The organism is Flavobacterium sp. 9AF (assembly GCF_902506265.1).
Lineage (GTDB): Bacteria > Bacteroidota > Bacteroidia > Flavobacteriales > Flavobacteriaceae > Flavobacterium.
Map to the genome: position 1 here is coordinate 2,933,819 of NZ_LR733556.1, position 21,243 is coordinate 2,955,061.

The 21,243-nt window shown below is 28.7% G+C and carries 27 protein-coding genes; 9 read left to right on the top strand and 18 right to left on the bottom strand.

Features of this window, described 5'->3' with window-relative positions; genetic code table 11:
* Positions 1–32 precede the first annotated feature (32 nt).
* From HALO113_RS13370 to HALO113_RS13395, 6 genes are all read left to right on the top strand, one after another.
* Entirely contained in the window at positions 33–650 is a 618-nt protein-coding gene (locus HALO113_RS13370) for a PH domain-containing protein (protein WP_159779502.1), read from the top strand.
* On the top strand, positions 628–2,139 hold the full coding sequence (locus HALO113_RS13375; RefSeq protein ID WP_159779503.1) for a PH domain-containing protein: 1,512 nt from the start codon (positions 628–630) through the stop codon (positions 2,137–2,139). The genes HALO113_RS13370 and HALO113_RS13375 overlap by 23 nt, the downstream gene beginning before the upstream one ends.
* Before the next feature lie 11 nt (positions 2,140–2,150).
* Positions 2,151–2,540, top strand: coding sequence for a hypothetical protein (locus HALO113_RS13380; RefSeq protein WP_159779504.1), 390 nt, complete (start codon positions 2,151–2,153; stop codon positions 2,538–2,540).
* A 5-nt stretch (positions 2,541–2,545) separates the two neighbouring features.
* Positions 2,546–3,430, top strand: a complete 885-nt coding sequence (gene menA / locus HALO113_RS13385; RefSeq protein WP_159779505.1) for a 1,4-dihydroxy-2-naphthoate octaprenyltransferase — start codon at positions 2,546–2,548, stop codon at positions 3,428–3,430.
* Between the two features lie 38 nt (positions 3,431–3,468).
* On the top strand, positions 3,469–4,146 hold the full coding sequence (locus HALO113_RS13390; protein WP_159779506.1) for a metal-dependent hydrolase: 678 nt from the start codon (positions 3,469–3,471) through the stop codon (positions 4,144–4,146).
* An 87-nt stretch (positions 4,147–4,233) separates the two neighbouring features.
* Complete coding sequence (locus tag HALO113_RS13395) at positions 4,234–5,271, top strand: o-succinylbenzoate synthase (RefSeq protein WP_159779507.1); 1,038 nt, start codon at positions 4,234–4,236, stop codon at positions 5,269–5,271.
* Between the two features lie 70 nt (positions 5,272–5,341).
* Here HALO113_RS13395 and HALO113_RS13400 read toward each other — a convergent pair whose 3' ends face one another.
* The gene (locus HALO113_RS13400; RefSeq protein ID WP_159779508.1) at positions 5,342–5,578 is read right to left on the bottom strand and encodes a hypothetical protein; all 237 of its coding nucleotides are present in this window, start codon (positions 5,576–5,578) and stop codon (positions 5,342–5,344) included.
* A 178-nt stretch (positions 5,579–5,756) separates the two neighbouring features.
* Here HALO113_RS13400 and HALO113_RS13405 point away from each other — a divergent pair, with 178 nt between their 5' ends.
* Positions 5,757–6,338, top strand: coding sequence for a tRNA-(ms[2]io[6]A)-hydroxylase (locus HALO113_RS13405; protein ID WP_159779509.1), 582 nt, complete (start codon positions 5,757–5,759; stop codon positions 6,336–6,338).
* A 94-nt stretch (positions 6,339–6,432) separates the two neighbouring features.
* Here the strand turns inward: HALO113_RS13405 and HALO113_RS13410 are convergent, their stop codons facing one another.
* On the bottom strand, positions 6,433–7,665 hold the full coding sequence (locus HALO113_RS13410; protein WP_159779619.1) for a glycosyltransferase: 1,233 nt from the start codon (positions 7,663–7,665) through the stop codon (positions 6,433–6,435).
* Positions 7,666–8,029: 364 nt separating this feature from the next.
* Between HALO113_RS13410 and HALO113_RS13415 the strand changes: the two genes are divergently transcribed.
* Positions 8,030–8,542, top strand: coding sequence for an NUDIX domain-containing protein (locus tag HALO113_RS13415; RefSeq protein ID WP_159779510.1), 513 nt, complete (start codon positions 8,030–8,032; stop codon positions 8,540–8,542).
* On the opposite strand, the gene HALO113_RS13420 is transcribed toward HALO113_RS13415, so the two are convergent.
* Positions 8,543–9,346: a hypothetical protein gene (locus HALO113_RS13420; RefSeq protein ID WP_159779511.1), complete on the bottom strand. Its 804-nt coding sequence runs from the start codon at positions 9,344–9,346 to the stop codon at positions 8,543–8,545.
* On the bottom strand, positions 9,330–10,412 hold the full coding sequence (locus HALO113_RS13425; RefSeq protein ID WP_159779512.1) for a hypothetical protein: 1,083 nt from the start codon (positions 10,410–10,412) through the stop codon (positions 9,330–9,332). Before HALO113_RS13425 ends, HALO113_RS13420 begins: the two co-directional genes overlap by 17 nt.
* Before the next feature lie 301 nt (positions 10,413–10,713).
* On the opposite strand from HALO113_RS13425, the gene HALO113_RS13430 reads away from it, so the two are divergent.
* On the top strand, positions 10,714–11,097 hold the full coding sequence (locus HALO113_RS13430; RefSeq protein WP_159779513.1) for a nucleoside triphosphate pyrophosphohydrolase family protein: 384 nt from the start codon (positions 10,714–10,716) through the stop codon (positions 11,095–11,097).
* 66 nt (positions 11,098–11,163) lie between these two features.
* On the opposite strand, the gene HALO113_RS13435 is transcribed toward HALO113_RS13430, so the two are convergent.
* The 14 genes from HALO113_RS13435 to HALO113_RS13500 all read right to left on the bottom strand — a co-directional run.
* Positions 11,164–11,781 (bottom strand): CatB-related O-acetyltransferase, encoded by a 618-nt coding sequence (locus HALO113_RS13435; protein WP_159779514.1) that lies wholly within the window; start codon positions 11,779–11,781, stop codon positions 11,164–11,166.
* A 134-nt stretch (positions 11,782–11,915) separates the two neighbouring features.
* Positions 11,916–12,848 carry a proline dehydrogenase family protein gene (locus HALO113_RS13440; protein WP_159779515.1) on the bottom strand — a complete coding sequence of 311 codons (933 nt, stop codon included), beginning with the start codon at positions 12,846–12,848 and terminating at the stop codon, positions 11,916–11,918.
* 77 nt (positions 12,849–12,925) lie between these two features.
* The gene (locus tag HALO113_RS13445) at positions 12,926–13,228 is read right to left on the bottom strand and encodes a helix-turn-helix transcriptional regulator (RefSeq protein ID WP_159779516.1); all 303 of its coding nucleotides are present in this window, start codon (positions 13,226–13,228) and stop codon (positions 12,926–12,928) included.
* A 108-nt stretch (positions 13,229–13,336) separates the two neighbouring features.
* A complete protein-coding gene (locus tag HALO113_RS13450) occupies positions 13,337–13,969 on the bottom strand; it encodes a LysE family translocator (RefSeq protein ID WP_159779517.1) in 633 nt (210 codons plus the stop codon).
* Positions 13,970–14,049: 80 nt separating this feature from the next.
* Positions 14,050–14,481, bottom strand: coding sequence for a DUF1801 domain-containing protein (locus HALO113_RS13455; protein ID WP_236554690.1), 432 nt, complete (start codon positions 14,479–14,481; stop codon positions 14,050–14,052).
* Between the two features lie 274 nt (positions 14,482–14,755).
* Complete coding sequence (locus HALO113_RS13460; protein ID WP_159779518.1) at positions 14,756–15,256, bottom strand: hypothetical protein; 501 nt, start codon at positions 15,254–15,256, stop codon at positions 14,756–14,758.
* A 205-nt stretch (positions 15,257–15,461) separates the two neighbouring features.
* The gene (locus tag HALO113_RS13465) at positions 15,462–15,875 is read right to left on the bottom strand and encodes a hypothetical protein (RefSeq protein ID WP_159779519.1); all 414 of its coding nucleotides are present in this window, start codon (positions 15,873–15,875) and stop codon (positions 15,462–15,464) included.
* 193 nt (positions 15,876–16,068) lie between these two features.
* Positions 16,069–16,701 carry a hypothetical protein gene (locus HALO113_RS13470; RefSeq protein ID WP_159779520.1) on the bottom strand — a complete coding sequence of 211 codons (633 nt, stop codon included), beginning with the start codon at positions 16,699–16,701 and terminating at the stop codon, positions 16,069–16,071.
* 115 nt (positions 16,702–16,816) lie between these two features.
* Positions 16,817–17,407, bottom strand: coding sequence for a hypothetical protein (locus tag HALO113_RS13475; protein WP_159779521.1), 591 nt, complete (start codon positions 17,405–17,407; stop codon positions 16,817–16,819).
* 64 nt (positions 17,408–17,471) lie between these two features.
* Positions 17,472–18,275 (bottom strand): hypothetical protein, encoded by an 804-nt coding sequence (locus HALO113_RS13480; protein ID WP_201297613.1) that lies wholly within the window; start codon positions 18,273–18,275, stop codon positions 17,472–17,474.
* A gap of 80 nt (positions 18,276–18,355) precedes the next feature.
* Positions 18,356–18,760: a hypothetical protein gene (locus HALO113_RS13485; RefSeq protein ID WP_159779522.1), complete on the bottom strand. Its 405-nt coding sequence runs from the start codon at positions 18,758–18,760 to the stop codon at positions 18,356–18,358.
* Positions 18,761–18,959: 199 nt separating this feature from the next.
* Positions 18,960–20,363, bottom strand: a complete 1,404-nt coding sequence (locus HALO113_RS13490; protein WP_159779523.1) for a pyridoxal-dependent decarboxylase — start codon at positions 20,361–20,363, stop codon at positions 18,960–18,962.
* A gap of 158 nt (positions 20,364–20,521) precedes the next feature.
* On the bottom strand, positions 20,522–20,719 hold the full coding sequence (locus HALO113_RS13495) for a hypothetical protein (RefSeq protein ID WP_159779524.1): 198 nt from the start codon (positions 20,717–20,719) through the stop codon (positions 20,522–20,524).
* Positions 20,720–21,060: 341 nt separating this feature from the next.
* A partial coding sequence (locus HALO113_RS13500) for a hypothetical protein (RefSeq protein WP_236554692.1) occupies positions 21,061–21,243 on the bottom strand: 183 nt, incomplete at its 5' end.

The following is a 21,243-nucleotide window of genomic DNA, read 5'->3' on the forward strand; positions in this document are numbered from 1 at the left end:
TTAGAAATTAGAATTTTGAAAATAAATATACAATGCAGCACTTTACTAATAAAACTATTGATATTTCGAGTTTGCCAAAATTTGAAGAAGTATTTTTAAAAAGATTAGATGTAAAATATTTTAAAATTATTTTGATTAATATCTCAATTTTCTTTGGAATATTATTTTTAGCTCTAATTTCTGTTTCATATGTAAATGAAGATTTTTTTTCAAATACAGTTTGGTTATTAATCGGTATTTGTTTTCCAGTATTACTAACAATAACTATTATACTTTATTACTATAGTTATAAGAAAAGAGGGTATGCATTAAGACAACATGATGTGATTTTTAAATCAGGTGTTATAAGTGAAACTACAGTTATTGTAACCAATAATAGAGTGCAACATGTAGCCTTACATCAAGGTTTGTTTTCTAGAATGTTTGGGTTAGCATCTATTGAATTATTTACAGCAGGAGGTAGTTCTAGTGATTTAAAAATTGATGGTATTTTAATTGAAGAAGCCAAAAAAATTAAGGAAAGTGTTTCGAAAAAAATAATTGAAATTACTGAAGAGCAAAAGGAATTTATAGAAGAAGAGTTAGGAAAAACTGAAAATCAATTGCATGAAACATCTAATTTAAACAATGAAACTGATGCCTTCAACTAAATTTGACTTTTCGGTTCCCCAAAGACAATCGTTAGTTGGCGTATTTGTTTTATTTGCAAATACTTTACAAAAATCGTTAAGAGCTTTTTGGCCTATTATCTTAGTTTTTTTATTCAAGAATAAAAATTATGAACCCTTCCAAGTTTATGTGAGTATTTTTGGAATCATAGCGTCCATCAGCTTAGTTGCTTTTTTACGATATTGGTTTTTTAAATTTTATATCGATTATAGTTTGAAAGAATTTGTTATCGAAAAAGGAATATTTAATAAGTCTAAAACTACTATACCTTTTCATAAGATTCAAAAAGTAACGATTGACCAAACTCTAATCCAAAGGATTTTTAATGTATATAAATTAGAATTAGACACAGCAGGAAGTGATGAAAAGGAAGCTTCAATTAATGCAATTTCTCACCCAATGGCTCTAGAATTAAAGAAAAACCTTTTAGCGAGCAATGAGAACGAAAGCCATCAAATCATTTCTGAAAATCAAGAAAATGAAAAGTCTGCTTCTTATATAACCATTGGTTTGGTTAGTCTTTTAAAAATAGGCATCACGGCTAATTATATTGCAAGTTTTGCTTATTTAGTGTTGTTGTTTTCTACTATTTCTGAAAATTTAAGCAAAATAGGAAGAAAAGATATTTTAGAAAATAATATCAATCAGTTAGAAAAGTTATCTATTACTAGCTTGGTTCTTGGATTTTTGATTTTTATTATTACAGCAGTTTTGTTAATAAACCTTGTATTAACAGTTGTAAAGTATTACAATTTTACCATTAAAAAAGATCAAAAATCTTTTGTATTAACTTATGGGCTTTTAAACATTAAGAATACGATTATCAATCCAGAAAAAGTTCAAATTATAAAATTAACACAAAACTTTTTTCAGAAAAAGTTACATGTTAATACAGTAGAGATTTTTCAAGCTACAAGTGAAACAAAACGGGCAAATAGTAAGGATAAAACAAAAATTCCAGGATGTAATGAAAATGAGAAAGAAAAAATCATTAGACTTTTAATAAATAGGTTGCCAAGTTATAACTTTGTATTGTACCCAAATATTAGAAAACTTTTTATCAATTTTATTATATTTATAATTTTACCTATAGTTTTTGGTGCTTTTTTGAACTCACTTACGAATAGATTTTCAATTAATACTATGATTATATTTATTATTATTTATTCTATTATTATTGGAACTATATTGTTTTTCTCTTTTAAGAATTATCGTTTATTCATATCAGATGATTTTATTATGAAACAAAGTGGTGCTTGGGACATCAATCGGGAAATAATAGCACCTTATAAAATTCAAGCTGTTAAAACACATCAATTTTTTTGGCAAAAAAGAACCAATATAGGTTCTGTTATTTTATATACAGCAGGTGGGAAAATATCATTCTCAACAACTAATTATACGGAGATTAAAAGCCAAGTGAATAAATGGTTGTACCAAGTAGAAAGTTCTAAAAAAAATTGGATGTAAAATATAATATTATGATAGTAATAGCAAAGTATACAGTCTTACTTTTTGGTTTGTTTTTAATTTATGCTAGTTTTTTCTTTTTTTTTAAACCTTTTAAGGCTAAAGAAATAATTGCAAAAGCAGGAAGTACTTATTTTATCAATTACTTAGAATTAGTTACAAGACTTATTATCGGATTGGCATTTATCATTTCTTCTGAAAAAAGCAACTTTCAAATACAATTTAATATAGTGGGGTATTTTTTAGTAATTTCAGCTTTGATTTTGATGATAGTTCCCATAAAAAAACACAATCAATTTTCAAGAAAAGCAGCAGATAAATTAAAACCTATTTATCTAAAAATTAGCGCTCCTATTTCACTTTTTCTTGGAATTTTATTATTAATAGCATTTAAAAATTAAATATAATGAAACACTGGATTCAAGCGGCTCGTTTAAGAACATTGCCCTTATCGCTTTCTGGTATAATCGTAGGTAGTGCTTATGCCTATCATCAAGGCTTTTTTAATTATAAAATTTTAGCTTTAGCTTTTTTAACCACATTAGCTTTACAAATTTTGTCTAATTACGCAAATGATTATGGTGACGGAGTAAAAGGAACCGATGTAAATAGGATTGGAGAAAAACGCATGGTTGCTGCAGGTGTAATTTCTGCTAAACAAATGAAAAGAGCAGTAATTAGTTTAGCTATCATCACTTTGCTTTTAGCTTTAAGTCTAATTTATGTTGCTTTTGGGAAAGAAAATTTTGTTTTAAGTTTAATTTTTATTCTTTTAGGAATCAGTGCAATTGCAGCTGCTATAAAATATACAGTGGGAAGTAATGCTTATGGATATAATGGTTTAGGAGATCTATTTGTTTTTATTTTTTTTGGGTTAGTATCAGTAATTGGTTCTAATTTTTTGTTTACCAAAATAATAGATTGGCAACTATTATTACCAGCAACTACAATAGGTTTATTAAGTGTAGCGGTACTAAATTTGAACAATATGAGAGATATTGAAAATGATAGAAAAGCGGGAAAAATGACTTTGGTTGTTAAAATGGGATTGGCTAACGCAAAAAGATATCATAATACTTTATTAACGATTGCATCTTTAAGTTTCTTACTTTTTAACCTCCTAACAAAAACATCTTTATTTCCTATCTTATTAATAAATCTACCCATAATCATGCATATTAATAGTGTAAGAAAATCCACTACCTATGCAGATTTTGATCCAGAATTAAAAAAAGTAGCCTTGAGTACATTTGCATTAAGTATATTATTTTGGTTATCTTTATTATTATAAAAGCATAAGTAATCAAACCTTTTAAAAAATTAAATAATATGAAAATAACATTTTATGGACATGCTTGTTTAGGAATTGAAGTTAATGACGTTTCTATATTAGTAGATCCATTTATTACAGGTAATCCTAAAGCTTCTCATATCAATATAGATCATTTAAAAGCTGATTTTATTTTGTTAACACACGCACATCAAGATCATGTTTTGGATGTTGAAGCCATTGCAAAACGTACCGATGCAGTTATTGTTTCTAATTTCGAAATTGCCTCTTATTATGGCAATAAAGGCTTTTCTTATCATCCCATGAATCATGGAGGTAGTTGGGATTTTGAATTTGGTACTGTTAAATACGTAAGCGCTTTGCATACTTCTTCTTTTCCTGATGGAACTTATGGCGGTCAACCTGGAGGATTTGTAATTGAAGGTGAAAGAAAGAATATTTACATTGCAGGTGATACTGCTTTAACTATGGATATGAAATTAATTCCGATGCGTACGCAATTGGATTTGGCCATTTTGCCAATAGGAAGCAATTTTACAATGGATGTCGAAGATGCTATTATTGCTTCCGATTTTGTACAGTGTGATAAAGTTTTAGGCTATCATTTTGATACTTTTGGGTATATCGAAATCGATCATGATGAAGCCAAACGTAAATTCTTCGATAAAAATAAAGATTTGATGCTGTTGGAAATAGGCGAGTCTATTGAACTTTAATAAACAATGTCAATATCAATATCAATGTCATTATGAATGTTAACATTAAATTTATTATTGAAATTGTAATTGATAATGTAATTCAATATGAAAGCAACTTACAAAAAGCATATCCTTGCTTTTAAGAGACCCAGTGGTACCTCTCGAGGTATTTTATTGGAAAAAGAGACTTGGTTTCTTATTTTAAAGGAAAACGATAAAATAGGCATAGGTGAGTGTGGTATTCTCAGAACACTCTCTGTAGATGATCGACCAGACTATGAACAAAAACTCCAATGGGTTTGTGAAAACATCCATTTAGGGAAAGATCAATTATGGGATGCTTTAGTCGAATTTCCTTCCATCCAATTTGGAGTAGAAATGGCTTTTTTGTCTCTAGTTTCAAAAACTCCGTTTGATTTATTTCCTTCAGAATTTACATTTGGACAAAAAAAAATGGAAATTAATGGTTTGGTTTGGATGGGTGAGGAGGCTTTTATGAAGGCTCAAATTGAAGAAAAATTAGCGCAAGGATTTCGTTGTATAAAATTAAAAATTGGTGCTATAGATTTTCAAAAAGAATTGGGTTTGTTGGCTTTTATTCGAAATCATTTTGATGAAAAAATGGTTGAAATTAGAGTGGATGCAAATGGAGCTTTTGGTTTAAATGAAGCTTTAAATAAGTTAAATCAATTATCTGGTTATAAATTACATAGTATCGAACAACCTATTTCTAAAAACCATACTGACAGTATGGCAGAGCTGTGTAAAATGAGTCCTTTGCCTATTGCATTAGATGAGGAACTTATAGGAGTGTTTGGAATTGAGAGAAAGACGAATTTATTGCAAAAAATTCAGCCTCAATATATCATTTTAAAGCCTAGTTTGATAGGAGGTTTTCAAGGTACCTTAGAATGGATTGAAGTGGCAGAAAAATTAAATATTCAATGGTGGATTACTTCTGCATTAGAAAGTAATATAGGTTTAAATGCGATTACGCAATTTACCTATACTTTACAAAACCCTTTGCCGCAAGGATTAGGAACTGGTGGTTTGTATACCAATAACTTTGATTGTCCTTTAGAGGTAAAAGAAGGTAAAATTAGCTACAATAATAAAAAATCTTGGTGTGTTCATATTATTTAATAAACAGAGCCAACAATTAATTGTTGGCTCTGTTTATTATTTCGCATTGTAATAGTTTATACTATTTTATTTATTTGTTTTCTGTGTCAATGTCAACTTCAGTTTTTTTCTCTCCATCTTTAGTTGAGAACTCCACACCATCATTACTGATACTTAGAGAGGTTCCATCATTTTCTTCCGGTTGTGTTTCTTTTTCAATTACAACGGTTTCCGTCTTTTCCACCACTTGTGGCTCTTCATTTTGTTCTTTACAGCTTACACTAGCTAATATAACTAATGTAGCTAAAATTACGGTTACTTTTTTCATATTATTTATTTTTAAAATTATAGGTGCAAGTTATGTTGGTTAAAGTAATTAAGTGTTATTGCTTTTTTTGTGTTTATTACATAATTCCCATTTAATTTATTTTGTTATAATTACGTTAGTTTATTTCATTGAAAAGATTAATTGTAAAAAATGTATTTTTGTAATCAAATACAATACCATGTTTCGATTAAAATTACCAACTGACCCAAGATGGGCCAATATTGCTGAAGGAAATTTAGAAGAAATTTTAACAGACCATGCTTGGTGTGAACAAAAAGCAGCTTCTAATGCAATTATGTTAATTACCATGTTGCCAGAATTTACTGAAATTACAACAGAACTAACCAAAATTGCAAAAGAAGAATTGGATCATTTTGAGCAAGTTCACGAAATTATAAAAGCAAGAGGTTGGGTTTTAGGTCGCGAAAGAAAAGACAGCTATGTGAACGATTTGTTCAAATTCATGAAACCAGGTAATCGGAAACATATCATAGTGGAACGTATGCTTTTTGCAGCCATGATTGAAGCGAGAAGTTGTGAACGATTTAAAGTATTGTCTGAAAATATCAAAGATCAAGAACTGGCTACTTTTTACAGGGGATTAATGATTTCTGAAGCCAATCATTATACTGCATTTTTACAATTTGCACATGACCTAGCAGAAAAAGGCTACGATGTAAAAAAACGTTGGGAAGAATGGTTGGAACACGAAGCGAAGGTAATTGCCAGTTACGGAACAGGTGAAGCGATACATGGGTAGTTTATTTGTCATGCTGAACTTGTTTCAGCATCTACTATTATAATATTTTACTAATGAAAAGATTCCGCAACAAGTTCGGAATGACAATTTTGTATTAATTCCCATTCTTTAACGAAATCCATTTGCTCATGTATTTGGTACTTTGCAAGCTTTGATGTTGGAAGACTTGTCCTAAAAAATTTTGAATGCGATGTTGTTTCAGATGTTGATTCAAGTGATTTACTTTGGTAATACAATCGGTTTCAAATAAAGTTTTAGTAAATCTTTGGTTAATAATTGCAATTCCGTTGAGTTGTGCTTGTTTCCAAATGACCTCATTTTGATATAACGCAATGGCTTTTTGTACAAACTCTTCTTGGGTTTGGGTAATGTATCCGTTCCAATTTAAATTTCCATGCATTCCTTCAGCTCCTATTTCAGTTGTAACATTGGGTAAACCGAATTGCATACTTTCTAATAATTTGCCTTTCAAACCCGCACCATAAGGAATTGGTGCCAATAATACTTTACTCGAATTAAAAACTGTAGCAACATCTAAAGCACGTCCTTTGATTAAAAATCCTTCTTTTTCGTTATGCAATTGCTGGGCTTTTTGGGTTACGTACGAACCGTAAACATGTAATTCAGCTTCAGGAAGGGCTTTTTTAATCGATTTCCAACATTTTTTGAGTTGGAGTACTGTTTGCCAATTTGGTTCGTGTAAAAAGTTACCTATGCTTATAAAATGACTTCTTTGTGAAAATGGAGGTATTTCATTTGTAAAGTTTTCTGAAATGGTTTCCACCAAAAAAGGCAAGTACTGTAAAATAGATGAATTGACTTGAAAGGTTTCAGTAAGTAATTCCATTTCGTATTCGGAAATAATCAAATTCAAATCGCAACGATGCATCGCTGCAAATTCTCTTTTAAAAACATCTGAGAGGTAATCTTCAAAAACCAATTCCCTGTTTTGTTTGTATGCTGTTTCCCTAGCTTTTCTTAAAAAGTGTACATCTTCTGTATCTAAAATTCGAATAGCATCAGGACACTGATCGGCTACTCTCCAACCGTATTGTTCTTCCATCATAAAGCGATCAAAAAGTACAATAGAAGGTTGTAAGTTTTGGATTAAGGTATCAAAGCTATCCTCATTCAATGCAATCGAATAACAATCAATATCTTGCGATTCTAATGGGAAACTAAACTCTGATTTTTTTGCAGAAGATAAAAAACTGATGCTATAATTGTCTTTTTGAAACAAAGCAATGAGTTGTAGCATTCGGCTTCCTGCAGCAGTTGAATTCGGTTCGGGCCAAACGGTTCCTATGATGACAAGGTGTTTAGACATTGCTACAAAATAATGTTTAAAGAATGACATTTATGACATTCAAAATGCGTTGTAAAAAGTGTTTTCGTTTTGCAATTATGACAAGTTGAATCAACTGAAATATGCATTATATATGCTTTACTATCTTTTAAATCGATTTTTCCGTTCTTATTTATGAAAAGTATTGCATTCATGTATTCTTGATTTTCAAGTATTTTTTTTAAATGCTTAATTTGTAATTCATTTAAGAATGGCGTTGTCAAATTATAATTACATTTTTGGCAATACATGATCTTTTTATTTTGTTCAAAAATACTTAAAGATTCTTACTTGAACTAAAATTGCTAACGTATAATTCGTAATTTTGAAACTATAATTTATTTCCATGTCATTTTTCACCTATTGTCCGAATTGCAAATCCACTCATTTTACTTTTGAAAACAACTTTAGATTTCACTGTAACACGTGTGATTTTGTCTATTATCATAATATTGCTGCGGCTGTTGCAGTTGTCTTTACGTTTGAAGACGCTGTTTTATTTACCGTTCGAAATGTGGATCCCGATAAAGGGAAACTCGATTTACCAGGAGGTTTTATCGATCCTAAAGAAACAGCGGAAGAAGCAGCTTGTAGAGAAATTAAAGAAGAATTGGGAATCACAGTAGCACCCAAAGATTTAAAATATATTACCACGTCTCCAAACGATTATTTGTATAAGAATGTACCGTATCGTACAATGGATATCTTTTACGAATGTCCCTTAGTTTCCAAAACGGTTTCTGTCACTGCTAAAGACGAAATCCAAGATTTAATTTGGATCAATAGAAAACAAATAGACTTAGAAAAAATTGGCTTTGCATCTATTCGAAAGGTGATTGAAAGCTATTACAAAAAGTAATTATTTGTATAAGGGAATAATTTTACGTTCCAAAAATAATCTTTCGTAGTCTTTTACTTGAAAATTTTCCATGGTTTCTATATCGTCTTCATCAATACCGAAAAATAAAGCACCCGAAACTTCATATTCTCTGATACTATCTAGTTTAATACTGATTTCTTTATTCTCGTTTTCTTTTAGGCTAACTATATAAGTTATTTCTGTATCAGTATCTTTTAAATATAGGCTAGTATAGTAATAAATAGAATCTATTTCTTTTAATTCCATTTTTGCAATGAGAGAATCTTTAGATTGTGAAATTTGAATTTCTAAATTAGAAGATTGATGAACGATACCATATTGTTTGGGTAAAGAAGTTGCAATAAAAGCAAAGGAACAAATACATAGAATAGCAGGTTTTGCTATTTTGGGTAACAGTATAATGGTTTTTGTTGGGTTAAACCAATACCAATAGGAGAGTGGTACTATGGCTAATGTATATAAATCGGTGTAATCAACGGTTCTATTTATTCCAATACCAATACTTTGAAACCAAAGCAGTAATGGTTCAATCCATTCTGATTTCCAAACAATAAAAAGTAAAATTGAAGCGATATAATTTAGTTTTACTTTTTTGGGAAATAATAAACTTATAAAATATGGGAATGCAAACAAACCTGTAACATCAGATAATTTTCCTGTAATTTCATTATGAAAAGTTTCTTTTAAAATAAAATCATTAATAAGTAATATTCCTACAGCAATTAAAAAGAAAAATCGATAGTATTGTTTACTTTCATTCTTATTCTTAGTTAATTGTGTCATTTTTTGGAGCACTAACAGGTTTAGACGTTATAGTTGGTTTGGTTACCGGTTTAGGAATTTCATTTTTAACTTTAACTGGTATTAAAATTTCGGTAATGAATTCGGATGGATTATTCGTTTGACTAATGTCTTTTTTATAGATTTCTTTAATAGCATTTGTTGTTAGGTCTAAAGCATATTCTTGATTTTCTTTGATAAAAGCAAAACCTTTATCCCAAGCTTCTTTTCTATGATAATAACTACCTTTTAAGGTTATTTTTAAAGCACTATATTCTTCTTGAAAATGTCCAGTAATGTCACTTAAAGGAGTTGTTAATATTTCTTCTTCTATAGGAATACAAGCAGCAAAAGAAATAGGTTCTTCAAAATTCCAAGTAAAATATTGGATGAAATTATTACCATTAATTACAATATCATTTTGTTTTACAAATTGTAAAACATTATCCATTGCTTTTTTCGTTTTTACAGGTAAATTAATTCCAGTTGCGGAATCTTTTTGTTGTATATAATAACTAGCAGGATACTTTGTTATTCCATTAATTGAAATAGCATAGTTGCTTATTTCATTTACTAAATAATTAGTAATATTTTCTAAGCCTTGTTCCATTTTTGAAGTGTACACAAATTCGTTTCCACCTTTTAAAAAGGATGTTAGTTTTTCATTAAAACTTAATTTTCCTTTTATTTGCCAAGTAACTTTTGTTTCACCTTTAATTTCTTCCAATTTCCAATGCCATTCGTATGTATCATTTTGTTGTTCTTTCAATTGATAGATGGAATCGTTTGAAAAAACTTTTGTTGTGATTACTTTAGAATTATCCCAACTTATGAAAGCACCTTCACCAGTAGTTATTTCAGAAAGAGATATTTTAGTTTTAGTGTTTAATTCTGGATACCAATGATTCCAATTTTTATAGTCATTGATAAATTGAAATAGCGTATTTTTTGAAGTTTTTATAGTTCTTTCCGATTTATAGGTAAATTCATTAGGTTGTGTAGCTATAAAAACTATAAAAGCGATTGATAAAAGTAAGATAAGTAAGAAAATATATTTAGCTATTCTCATTTAATGGCAAATTTGTGGTTTTCCAAATATATAAAATTAATCCTTTAAATATAATTTAATAAAAAATAAAAAAGCTATAAAAAGGAGAAAACCAAACAATATCCAATAGGTGCCTTTATATTGCAGTTTAAGTTCTTTAAGGTCTTTTCGATACACATAAATCATTACAGCAATAAAAGCAATAACAAAAAAAATAGCGAAATACCATTGACCTGTTGAAAACATAATTATAATTTTTTTTGCAAAAATAGGAAATGAAATACGCATTTGAATACTTTTACATGAATAAAATATAGGAATAATGAAAAAACAATTAGAAGCGGTAACTCTATTTCATACTACGTATGGTTTAGGAGTTAGTAATGAATTGAAAGCCAATCTTGGAGAGCAAAAAAATCAATTGCGATTTGAGTTAATGAAAGAAGAGAATGAAGAATATTTAGAAGCCGTTCAAAATAATGATATTATTGAAATTGCAGATGCATTAGGCGATATGTTGTATATCCTTTGTGGAACTATTTTAGAACACGGTTTACAACACAAAATTGAGGAAGTATTTGATGAAATTCAAAGAAGCAATATGAGTAAATTGGGAGAAGATGGCAAGCCTATTTATAGAGAAGATGGTAAAGTAATGAAAGGGCCTAATTATTTTAAACCTAATTTTGAGCCTATTTTAAAATAAGAAAAGTCATTGCAAAAAAACGATTTCAGAAAGAAATCGTTTTTTTTATTATATTTTATCCAAAAATTACAGTTCATCTATTTTATTATCAGTAAGTTTTTGAATGTTATTTGTAATTTTTTCTATATTCCAATCCCACCATTTTATTTCTAAAAGTTTGTTAATGGTTTTTTCATCAAATCGTTTTCTAATTTCTTGTGCAGGATTTCCACCCACTACAGTATAAGGAGCTACATCTTTAATAACTGTAGAATTAGTTGCTATAATTGCTCCATCTCCAATTTTTATTCCTGCCATTATAGTTGCATTGTGTCCAATCCATACATCATTTCCGATGATTATATCTCCTTTATTTGGATATGTTTTTCCCTCCATTGCTTTTTCCCAACCTTTTCCAAAAATGGCAAAAGGGTAAGCTGATAGGGAATGGGTAAGGTGATTGGCTCCATTCATTATAAATTTTACTCCAGAAGCAATCATGCAAAATTTTCCAATGATTAGTTTATCATCTATAAAATCAAAATGGTATTTTACATTTTTTTCAAAATTTTCAACGTTTTCAAAATCATCATAATAGGTATAATCACCCACAATGATATTGGGATTCGTAATGATATTCTTTAAAAAACAAAGTTTATCATAGTTTTCAAGTGGAAATTTTTTTTCTTTATTTGGACCATTCATATAATTCAGTTTTTTAATAATAATTATTACTTTATACTTACGTAAGAATGCAAAAAATAATAAATGATTTCAAATATATAATTGTAAAGTTGTAAAAGAAAGAATAAGAGGTATGAATTAATATCATTAGTTTTTTAGTTTACAATATCTGATAATGCTCTAAAAATATTCATAGGATATTCAGCAATACGATTGCATAAATATAAATACCATTCTGCACCATAGACAAAATATAGTTTGGTATTATAACCTCTCATTTTTAAATTGTCTAATTGATCTGTTTCGATACCATACAAACTTTCGAATTCATACAATTCAGAATCGGTTTTATAAAAATCAATTCGTTTTGCAGCTTCTTCTTGAATAAAATGATGATGCGTTGCTATAGCACATCTATGATTTTTGGATAGAAGTTCATCTAAATAATATAAATACGTTTCGTCTAATTCCTTTCCCCTTGGAATCGAAAGACCTTCAGGTGTTTCAAAAGCTCCTTTTACAATTCTAATTCTGCCCTTTTCTTTTATGAGTTCTTTAAAGTCATCTTTACTACGATATAAATAAGCTTGTAGGGTTATCGATAAATTATCAAATTGTTTAGAACCTTTAATATAAGTATCCATTACATTATCCGTTTTTTCTGTTCCTTCAGCGCTTATTGTAACTTCTATATTTTTAGCTTCCTTACAAATTTGCGTTAAGTTTTCAAAACATAAATCCTTTGATATTGCTAATCCAATGTGGGATAAATCTAATGAAATTGTGGCATTTAAGTTCTGATTTTTAATTTGTTTTGCAATGCGTATAAATTCGTTTGTAGCTTGGTGAGCTTCTTGAATTGTTGCCGTATTTTCACCCATAAATTCTAAGGAACATTTCATTCCATTCTTATTTTGATCAATAACTTTCATTATTGTTTCTTCAAGATTTTCCCCACCAATATATCTATCAGCAGCTTTTTTTAAAGTCTTGTATAGAACAGGATCTTTCAATATGTGTGTTTTAACATTTTCATTTAAAGCCGCTTTTTTTAAAGCGTTTGAACCTATTAAGAGTAAATTTTCCATATTTTTATTATTAATATCTATTTGTTTGAATTTATATATTTAAATATCTCGATTTATCATTTTATAACTTTAAAAAATTATAGATTTTTTTTAAGAAAAAGGATGTAATCACTAATAACCTTTTCATTTCTTTTATAATATGTCCATTTACCAATTCTTGTTGCAACCAACAGATCTACTTTTTGCATCATAGTTAAATAATGTGAAATGGTTGACTGTGAAAGACCTGACTTGTCTTGAATGTGACATACGCAAACACCATTTTTAAAATCAGGAACATTAATTTGTGGAGGAAAGTTAGCTTCCATATCTTTTAGCCAATCCAAAATTTCTATTCTAACAGCGTTTGATAAAACTTTATTAATTTCTATTATATCCATACAACAAATATAATATTATATATCGAAATATGTCGATATGTGTTAATTATTTTTTTGAATTCGAATGCTTTAGATATTGAATAAATGTGCAAGTTTTATTCTAATTTTTTATTTAGCTTTCGCTAATGCCATTTTTACAGCAAGTCCAGTTAAGACCGAAGTCATAAACCATTTTTGAATGCGCAACCAAATTGGTTTTTTAGCAAACCAGTTTGCCATTTTTGAAGCAGAAATGACAATCAAAAAGTTGACACTGAAACTTATCATGATCTGAACGATTCCCAATTGAAAACTCTGACTCAAGATAGAACCGTATTCGGGTTTTATAAATTGAGGAAAAAAAGAAAGATAAAAAACGGCCATTTTAGGATTCAAAATATTAGTCATAAGACCAATATTAAATAATTTTAAAGGATTATCTGATTTTAAATTTGTTTTGGCTTCAAAGATTTTATTTTCAGATTTTAAGGAATTATAGGCTAAGTAGAGAAGATAGCATATACCCAAAATTTTTACAACTGTAAAAACATAAGGAATAGCAAAAAAGATAGCCGTTAATCCAAATGAGACCATAATGATGTGAAATAAAAATCCGCACATTACTTCGAATAATGAAATAATTCCTGCATTTTTCCCTTGTGATAAGGATCTAGAAAGTAAGTAAATCATGTTGGGTCCAGGAGTAAGTACCATTAGTAAGGCAGATAAAGCAAATAAGAGTAAGTCGTTGATTGGAATCATATTGATGTTGTTTAGGTTTGACTATTTAATTTCTACTATTTCTTTTATAAGACACCATAATTTTGGTAAAACTTACCCTTTTAAGAAGTTTGCTTGATGCCCTCTTGAATTGCTGTTTTAAGCACCTCCAAATCTATATCTTGAAGCTTTTTGAATTTAATACAATAACCTGTTATAGTGGCTTTACCTATAGTGTCTTTATAAGTTTCGGATAAATATTTTTTGTCTTCAAGTCCCATTATGTAAACTGAAATTCCAGTGGTGTTTGCACTAATTCCGGCTTGATAAAAATCTTTGGTTGTACCATTTGCATAATGTATAGTTAAATGTCCGTAACCAATGTTAGGATTCGTAACGATTTTCCCTGTTGCATCTTTTCCATCTAAAAACCATAATGTATTATCTTTTGGAAAAACTTGTACGATGTTTTCGTGCAAAATTACCATGTCAGAACGTTTGGGTTCTGGTAAAGAAGCTATATATTCTTTGATTTGATTGGTAACTGTCAACATTGTAATATTGAGTTTAATTCACTATTCAGAAATTATTCTAAATGGACTTTATTAACTTAAATATAATCCTTTCGATACTTTAATACAATATAGTAATTAATTCAAATGGAAATTGTTTTGACCTTAAAAAATTAAAAAGAATCCCAATCTATTTCAGTTTCTAAAACTTCTTTTGGAGGTATCATTTGAAAAGGTCTAATGAGTACTTCTTTTTTCTTTGAAATCGGTACATCCTATCAAATGAAGAATCAAAATTAGGATACTAAATTCAGACTTATTCATCATCAATTTTCAATAAATTATTCGTTCTAAAACCAATTAAACTTCCCTTTTTAGTAGCATAATTACCTCTTATAGTTGTAGTTTTATGGGTTGTAAGGTTGGTTATTTTGATTCCAATTTCGGATGTGTCTTCAACAGCATAATACGTGTCATAGATTACATATTGATAATTACCATTGGTAAAAGTAACATAATTCAAATCCATTCCTTCATTTTGAATACCACCTCCACGTGAATAATAAGAGTAGGTAAATTTACTCCAACTTTCCTTGGTTGTATCGGGATATTCAAATTCAATAGTAGTAGCTGTACCAAAGCGATAGATGAGGTATTGATTGTTTTTATCTTTCCCTAAAACAAGCTTTTTGCCTTTTTGATTTTCAAAACTGTAGACTAATACTTCATTGGGTAAAATATAGTTTTGTGCAAAAAGGAGCGAACACGAAAATAGCAGAAATAAAGTAATTAAAAGGGTAAGTTTCTTTTGATTCATAAATTGGGTTTATAGGGAAAAAAGGTATTGGAATTTTCTGAAATTTTATTCTTTTAATAATGAGATTTTCTTGGTACCATAAGCATCATATTTTCGAAACAGAATAAACTGTTTCATCCCTTGAAAGTCACTTTCTATTAGCTATTCACTGGGTTCTTGTTGAATACCGTTCAAATGTGACATTTATAAAATCTTTTTTTTTGTGTTATTCTTCATTCAATAATTTTTCATATTTCCATTTTTCAACTTTCTTAATTCTAAGGATTTTTTCTGCAATTTCAGGATTGTAGCGACATCTAGATTCTTGAAATCCAATCCAGTTAGGAAAATATTTTTTTGCCATTTTAAAAATCTTTTTATCAAAAGATTTAGAACGCATATGTCCAACATCATTATCTGGCCCCACAAGTAAATTCATTCGATGTTTAATAACGTATTTAAAAGCGTTTTGTAGATGATGATTTCTATGTTCCCATAAACCTTCGTCTTCCCAAATAAAAGAACCAGATAGTATTTCATATTTCATTTTAGGAGTAATCATTTCTGATACTGTAGGTAATGTTCCTTTATTTCGTAGGAAAGTTATCCAAATCCTGATTTTTAAAAGAACATCAAGCATCAGAAAAAGTTATTTAGAAAGTGAATGTAGGGTTATAGGGTACACAAATTTTTTAGCATTTGTCAGTTATGTGTTTTAAATGGATTCTTTTATTTCTTCCATTCGGATTTTAGTCTTGGCTTAGTTAAAGATAAAATTTCTTACGAAATATTACTAATAATTTTTACAAAATTTACAAATCCTAGAAAGGATTTTACCACTCACTCTTATTAATTCCAAGAAGTTTTTTCATGACTTGATTGTATCGGTACATGATTCTTATTTTTTCACGAGTGGGTTCAAAAAAATAATCGTATTTTATTCCGTATTCATTTTCTATTTCTTTAAACCTTTTTATGATATCTTCTTTTGGCCAATCTACTGCAATAGCAAGCAATCGTTTATTTCCGTTTTGAAAATCTAATTCCGCTTGTTCTTCCTTGTATTGTGTATAGAATTGAGGTTCGTTGATGGAATCCCTATAAATGCATAGTTTTTTGTCAGAAATTTTCAAATGTAAAGTATCTTTTATCTGACTTAAATCATATTCAAATTCCTCCTTGAATAAAGGGAAAGAATGGTTTATATAAATTCGAATAGAATCATTCCCTTTTGTTTTGAATTTAAAGATTCCTGTAGAGTCGGTCTCAAATTCTGATATATGATTGTTTTGAACAATTTTAATCGAATGTACTCGATTTGTCAGGCTCTCAATTGTTTGATCTGGGAAAGATTCGAGTACTTTCCAATTACTTTCTATCGATTTATAGAAAGCCACTTTACCAACAATTTCTTTTTGGGAATAAAGATCTTGATAGGAAATCAACAAAACTAATATGAAAACCATTTTTTTCATATATGTATAACGTTCTCGATTATAAATAATTATATGTTATTAATACTTGATTCTGAAAATACACATCCAAACGATTACTGAAGTAGCAGAGATGCATTTAGTTGTTTTAATTATTGAATATCACTTTTCTATGTTCTATTTGTCCCTTTTCATTAAGAGTAATAATCATTTCTTCTTTCTTAATAGGAACTATTTCTTCTCCAGAATATCCCCAATCCGTTTGAAGAAAAATAATTTCTTTTTTATTCTTTATAAAAAACTCAATTGTATGACTTTTATCATTATCAAAAGCAGTTGCTTTACCAATATATAAATGGTCAATCAATCCAAAATTTTTATCATGAGTACAAACTATCATTTGGTCAAATGTTCCAGTATTGTGCAAAATACTGACAGTAATTTTATTTCCAGGATTCAAATCTATTTTTTCAGAACCAATAATTCTTAAATCTCTAATTGTATCTGTAATTTTTGGGTAATATTTATGCAAGTTTTCTTGGCTTAATTTTCCATGAATTGGTAAAATAGATTGCTCATTTTTTGAGTCTTTTTTTTCTATTTCCAATTCAATTGGTTTACTCTTTTTTGTTTCTATTGTTTGTAAACAATTAATTGTTTTGGTTTGTCTTTTTTCTTCATTTGATTTACAATGAATGATTGAAACTAATATTAAACCAAGAAGTATTAATCGATTCATTTTTCTCATATTAGAGCTAAAGTTTCTAGTTTGTTAAGTTTAAAAAGCTTAGTAAAATCGTTTTTCATTTTTTTAACCTCATAAATTTCCAAAAGTCAAATTTAGGTTTTTCAATTTGCTTGTTTTGTTCTTCATACATTTTTTCCAACTCCAAATACGATTTAATAGCTACTTTTTGTCTGTCTGTAACAACAATTCCATAATGATTGCCAACGTTAGAACTAATTCTTTCAAACTTACCCAGTGAAAGCATTTTTTCATTTATTCTCTTTCCATCGTCATAGTCTTCAAAAATTGAAATGGGTAAAGGTTTGTATTTCGGAGTGGATTTAATAAATTTTGAAAAAAAATAGGGGTCTAAATCGCCAAATTCTTGTCCAAATACAAGAGGAACTTCTATAGCTTGTCCTGTTTTTTCATTTTTAAAACCACAATGAAAGCCGTGAACAAAATACCTCCAATTTTCAAGTTTTCCCATCTGTCTTTCGTCTTGTTTAAGTTCGTTAAAGGTTTCCATTGGAAAGTCTTTGTTTAATTTCAGTTTAAGTTTATTAACTAATTTATAGAGCAATTCTTCACTTAATTGTCTATAATCTTTTGCACACTGCTCAAAAAAAACTTGATGATCTTCAATTTCTTTATCCGTGATAAGTTTAGCAATGTTTATTTCAGGTTCAATTGTGTGTATTCCAATTAGAAAACCCACAAGTTCCTTTTTAAGATTTTGACCTATAGTTTTCCTTTGATTTTGAACTTCTTTTTCAAAAACAAGTTTCATTTTCTGTTCACGAGGAATTAAGCGAATTCTCTCAAGCGTAGGAACCTCTTCAACAGAATTAATATTTATTATGTGTGTAGTTCTTTTCAATGATGTCGTTTTAAAATTACATTTTACTTATTCTTTCAAAACTATTTGTATTATGAAAGCGGCAGTTAATGCTCGTATATTTATTTCAATTTGTTATATTTTTCAAAAAAAGCTAAAAGTTTAACTTCATCTATTTCAAAATTTTCTTTAATAACATTGTTTTCACAAAGAGCAAATATTAAATCATTTCGCCCTATAATTTTTTCGTTTGTAAATTCTTTTCCAATTTGGAAAAAAGTAATAACACTTGAAAATTTTCCATTTTCATCAGAAGATATAGTTCCTTTAATCAATTCTTTTCCATCAATTTGTGAAATTAGAAATTCATTTCCTTTTCTACTGTAATTGTAAGCCAGTTCATCATTCAAGATAATTTTATCAGTTTCAAATTTGACAGCAGTAATAAGCTGCTTTTCAACTGATTTTTGAGCCTTTAAGTTATTAAAAGATAATATTAGAATTGTTATTAATAGAATTTTCTTCATAGGGTGTTATATTTTATTTTTTTATTCATAATCGTATTACTTGTAATTTTTTGTTGCTAAAAGTAGTGGTGAAAATCATGGACAAATCATAACAAATATAAACTTGTTTTACACAGTTCGATTCGAAAAAACAACTACAAAGTTTTAACTAGTGAAATAATTTTTGGAATAATAATAAGAAAACCTTTATTCATAAGAATTATGAGTTGCTTATAATTTTCATCATTTCGTTTGTAATAATATCAATGTCCTTTTTTGTTGTTCGCCAATTTACAAATGAAGCTCGTATTCCTTTTTTGTTGTTATAAATAGTTGGTGTCATAAAAACCTTTTGAGTATTGTTTAATTGGGTTAGAAAATCGGTCACTTTACTTTGATTTTCTTCTTTGCTCAATGTGAAACAAACATTATTTAATCGAACAGGTGCTAATAATTCAAATTCTTCACTGTTTTCAATAAATTGTCCTAAAATATTTGCCATTTCAACCGAGTTCTCCACAATGTATTGATAGCCTTTTTTTCCATAAGCCACTAAAGAAAACCAAACGGGTAATGCTCTTAGTCTTCTTGAATTTTCTGGTAAAAAATTCAGATAACTAAAGTTTTCAAGTGGATTTCCTAAATAGGGTGCATTAGAATTTTGGAAGGTTTCGGTTTGCAAAATTTTATGTTTTTCTTTCACCAGAAATAGTGCATTTTCATAGGGTACATTTAACCATTTATGACAGTCAATAGTTATACTATCCGCATTTTCCCAACCCTGCATGAGGTGTTTGTATTTAGGCGAACAAACAGCAAAGGCACCAAAAGCACCATCAATATGCCACCAAAAATTATATTTTTCTTTCAGTTTGGCAATGGCATTAAAATCATCATAATCCACCGTATTTACAGTTCCTCCACTGGTAATTAATATAAATGGTTCCCCTTTCAATGCTGCTATTTTATTTTCTAAATCTGAAATGTCAATACTTTCTCTATTGCCTGCTTCGGTTTTTATTTTTTCGAAATTAGTACTTCCTATTCCTAGCATAGATAATGACTTGATTGCAGAAGAATGTGGGACTGCCGAAAAAATATTGATTTTTTTAGACACACCATTTTTTGCAAAATCCATTTCAAAGTTTTTTCCATACCATTGTCTGGCAACACCAAGGCAAGTAAAATTTGACATTGTAGCACCTGTTACAAAACCACCTACAAAGTCATTTGGAAGATGGAATAAATCTAAAACTAATTTTATTGTTTCGAATTCAAGGATAGCCGAAATATCACCTTGACCTTTTGTTGCTTGTGTGTTTTGGTCATAGATAGTTGTTAACCAATCCCCTACAATTGATGCAGGTGTTGATCCACCTGTTACAAAGCCTAAATATCTAGGACCTGTTGAGCCTACAATTATTTGCTCAAAGGTGTCATTAAACAATTTTAAAGCACTAAGTCCGCCAATGCCTATATCATTTAAATTGGTTGAAGGCATAACAACTTCTTTTGAAGTGGTAGGCCTTTCTGAGATTTGATTTAAAAAGTCAAGCCCTTGAATTTTCACTTTTTCAAGTAAACTTTCCATATTTTCTAAATCATGTTTTAATTGTTCGTTCATTTTTTAATAAGTGTTTGCGTAGTTGTAAAATTTGGTGATTACTTTTGAAAGTATATACCAAATTGAAATTTGCAACAATTTTGCCTATGTTAGAAGCAGTAATTAGTTATAACACTGTGTTACAATAACAGTTGTTAGCATATTTACTTCGGTCTATGTTACTGTATTATTATTTCATCTATAATTTCTATGGCTCTTTTATACTGTATTCCATTTTCTTGATCCATTGTCAAAAAATGTCTTTCTTCAATAGATTTGATTTCTGGAATTAATCCAATTGGTTGTTCTATTACTATTGATTTAATATTAAAAGTTGTTTTATATAATGATATTAAAACAATATCAGCTAATGACATTATGAAAAAGCACCTTAACTATCTTCAAATATACTCAAAATAAATTCTTAAAATGAAAGAAATAGAACTTGAATCTACTAAGAAGCTGTAAAGCTAAATAATGATGTTTTAGGATTAAAGACCTGTTGTTTTAGCCCAAGTTATTTCCCTAAAACAAGAGAAGTGCTTTGCTTTTGTAAAAACAAGCATTTTTTGACTTCAAAAACTCGATTGTAATGAACTTTAATAATACAAGAACCTCTTTTAAAGCTATTTAAAAGAGGTTGAAATTTATATTATTTGAAAATTATTTTTATAAAACGGAGGTTATACAACAGCTATCGCAGTTAGCAGATGTTTTTCTAATTTGTCTCTACATTTTCATCATATTTCATTACAAACTTTTCTACTTTTTCAGAATCTAATTTGCATTCGTTTAAAGTTTTATCAGCAAGTAATTTTTTAATTAATAATTTCTTTGTAAAAATATAAGACTTTGATGTAAAGCTTAATTTCTTATCAAGAAAAATTATTTTATTGTATAG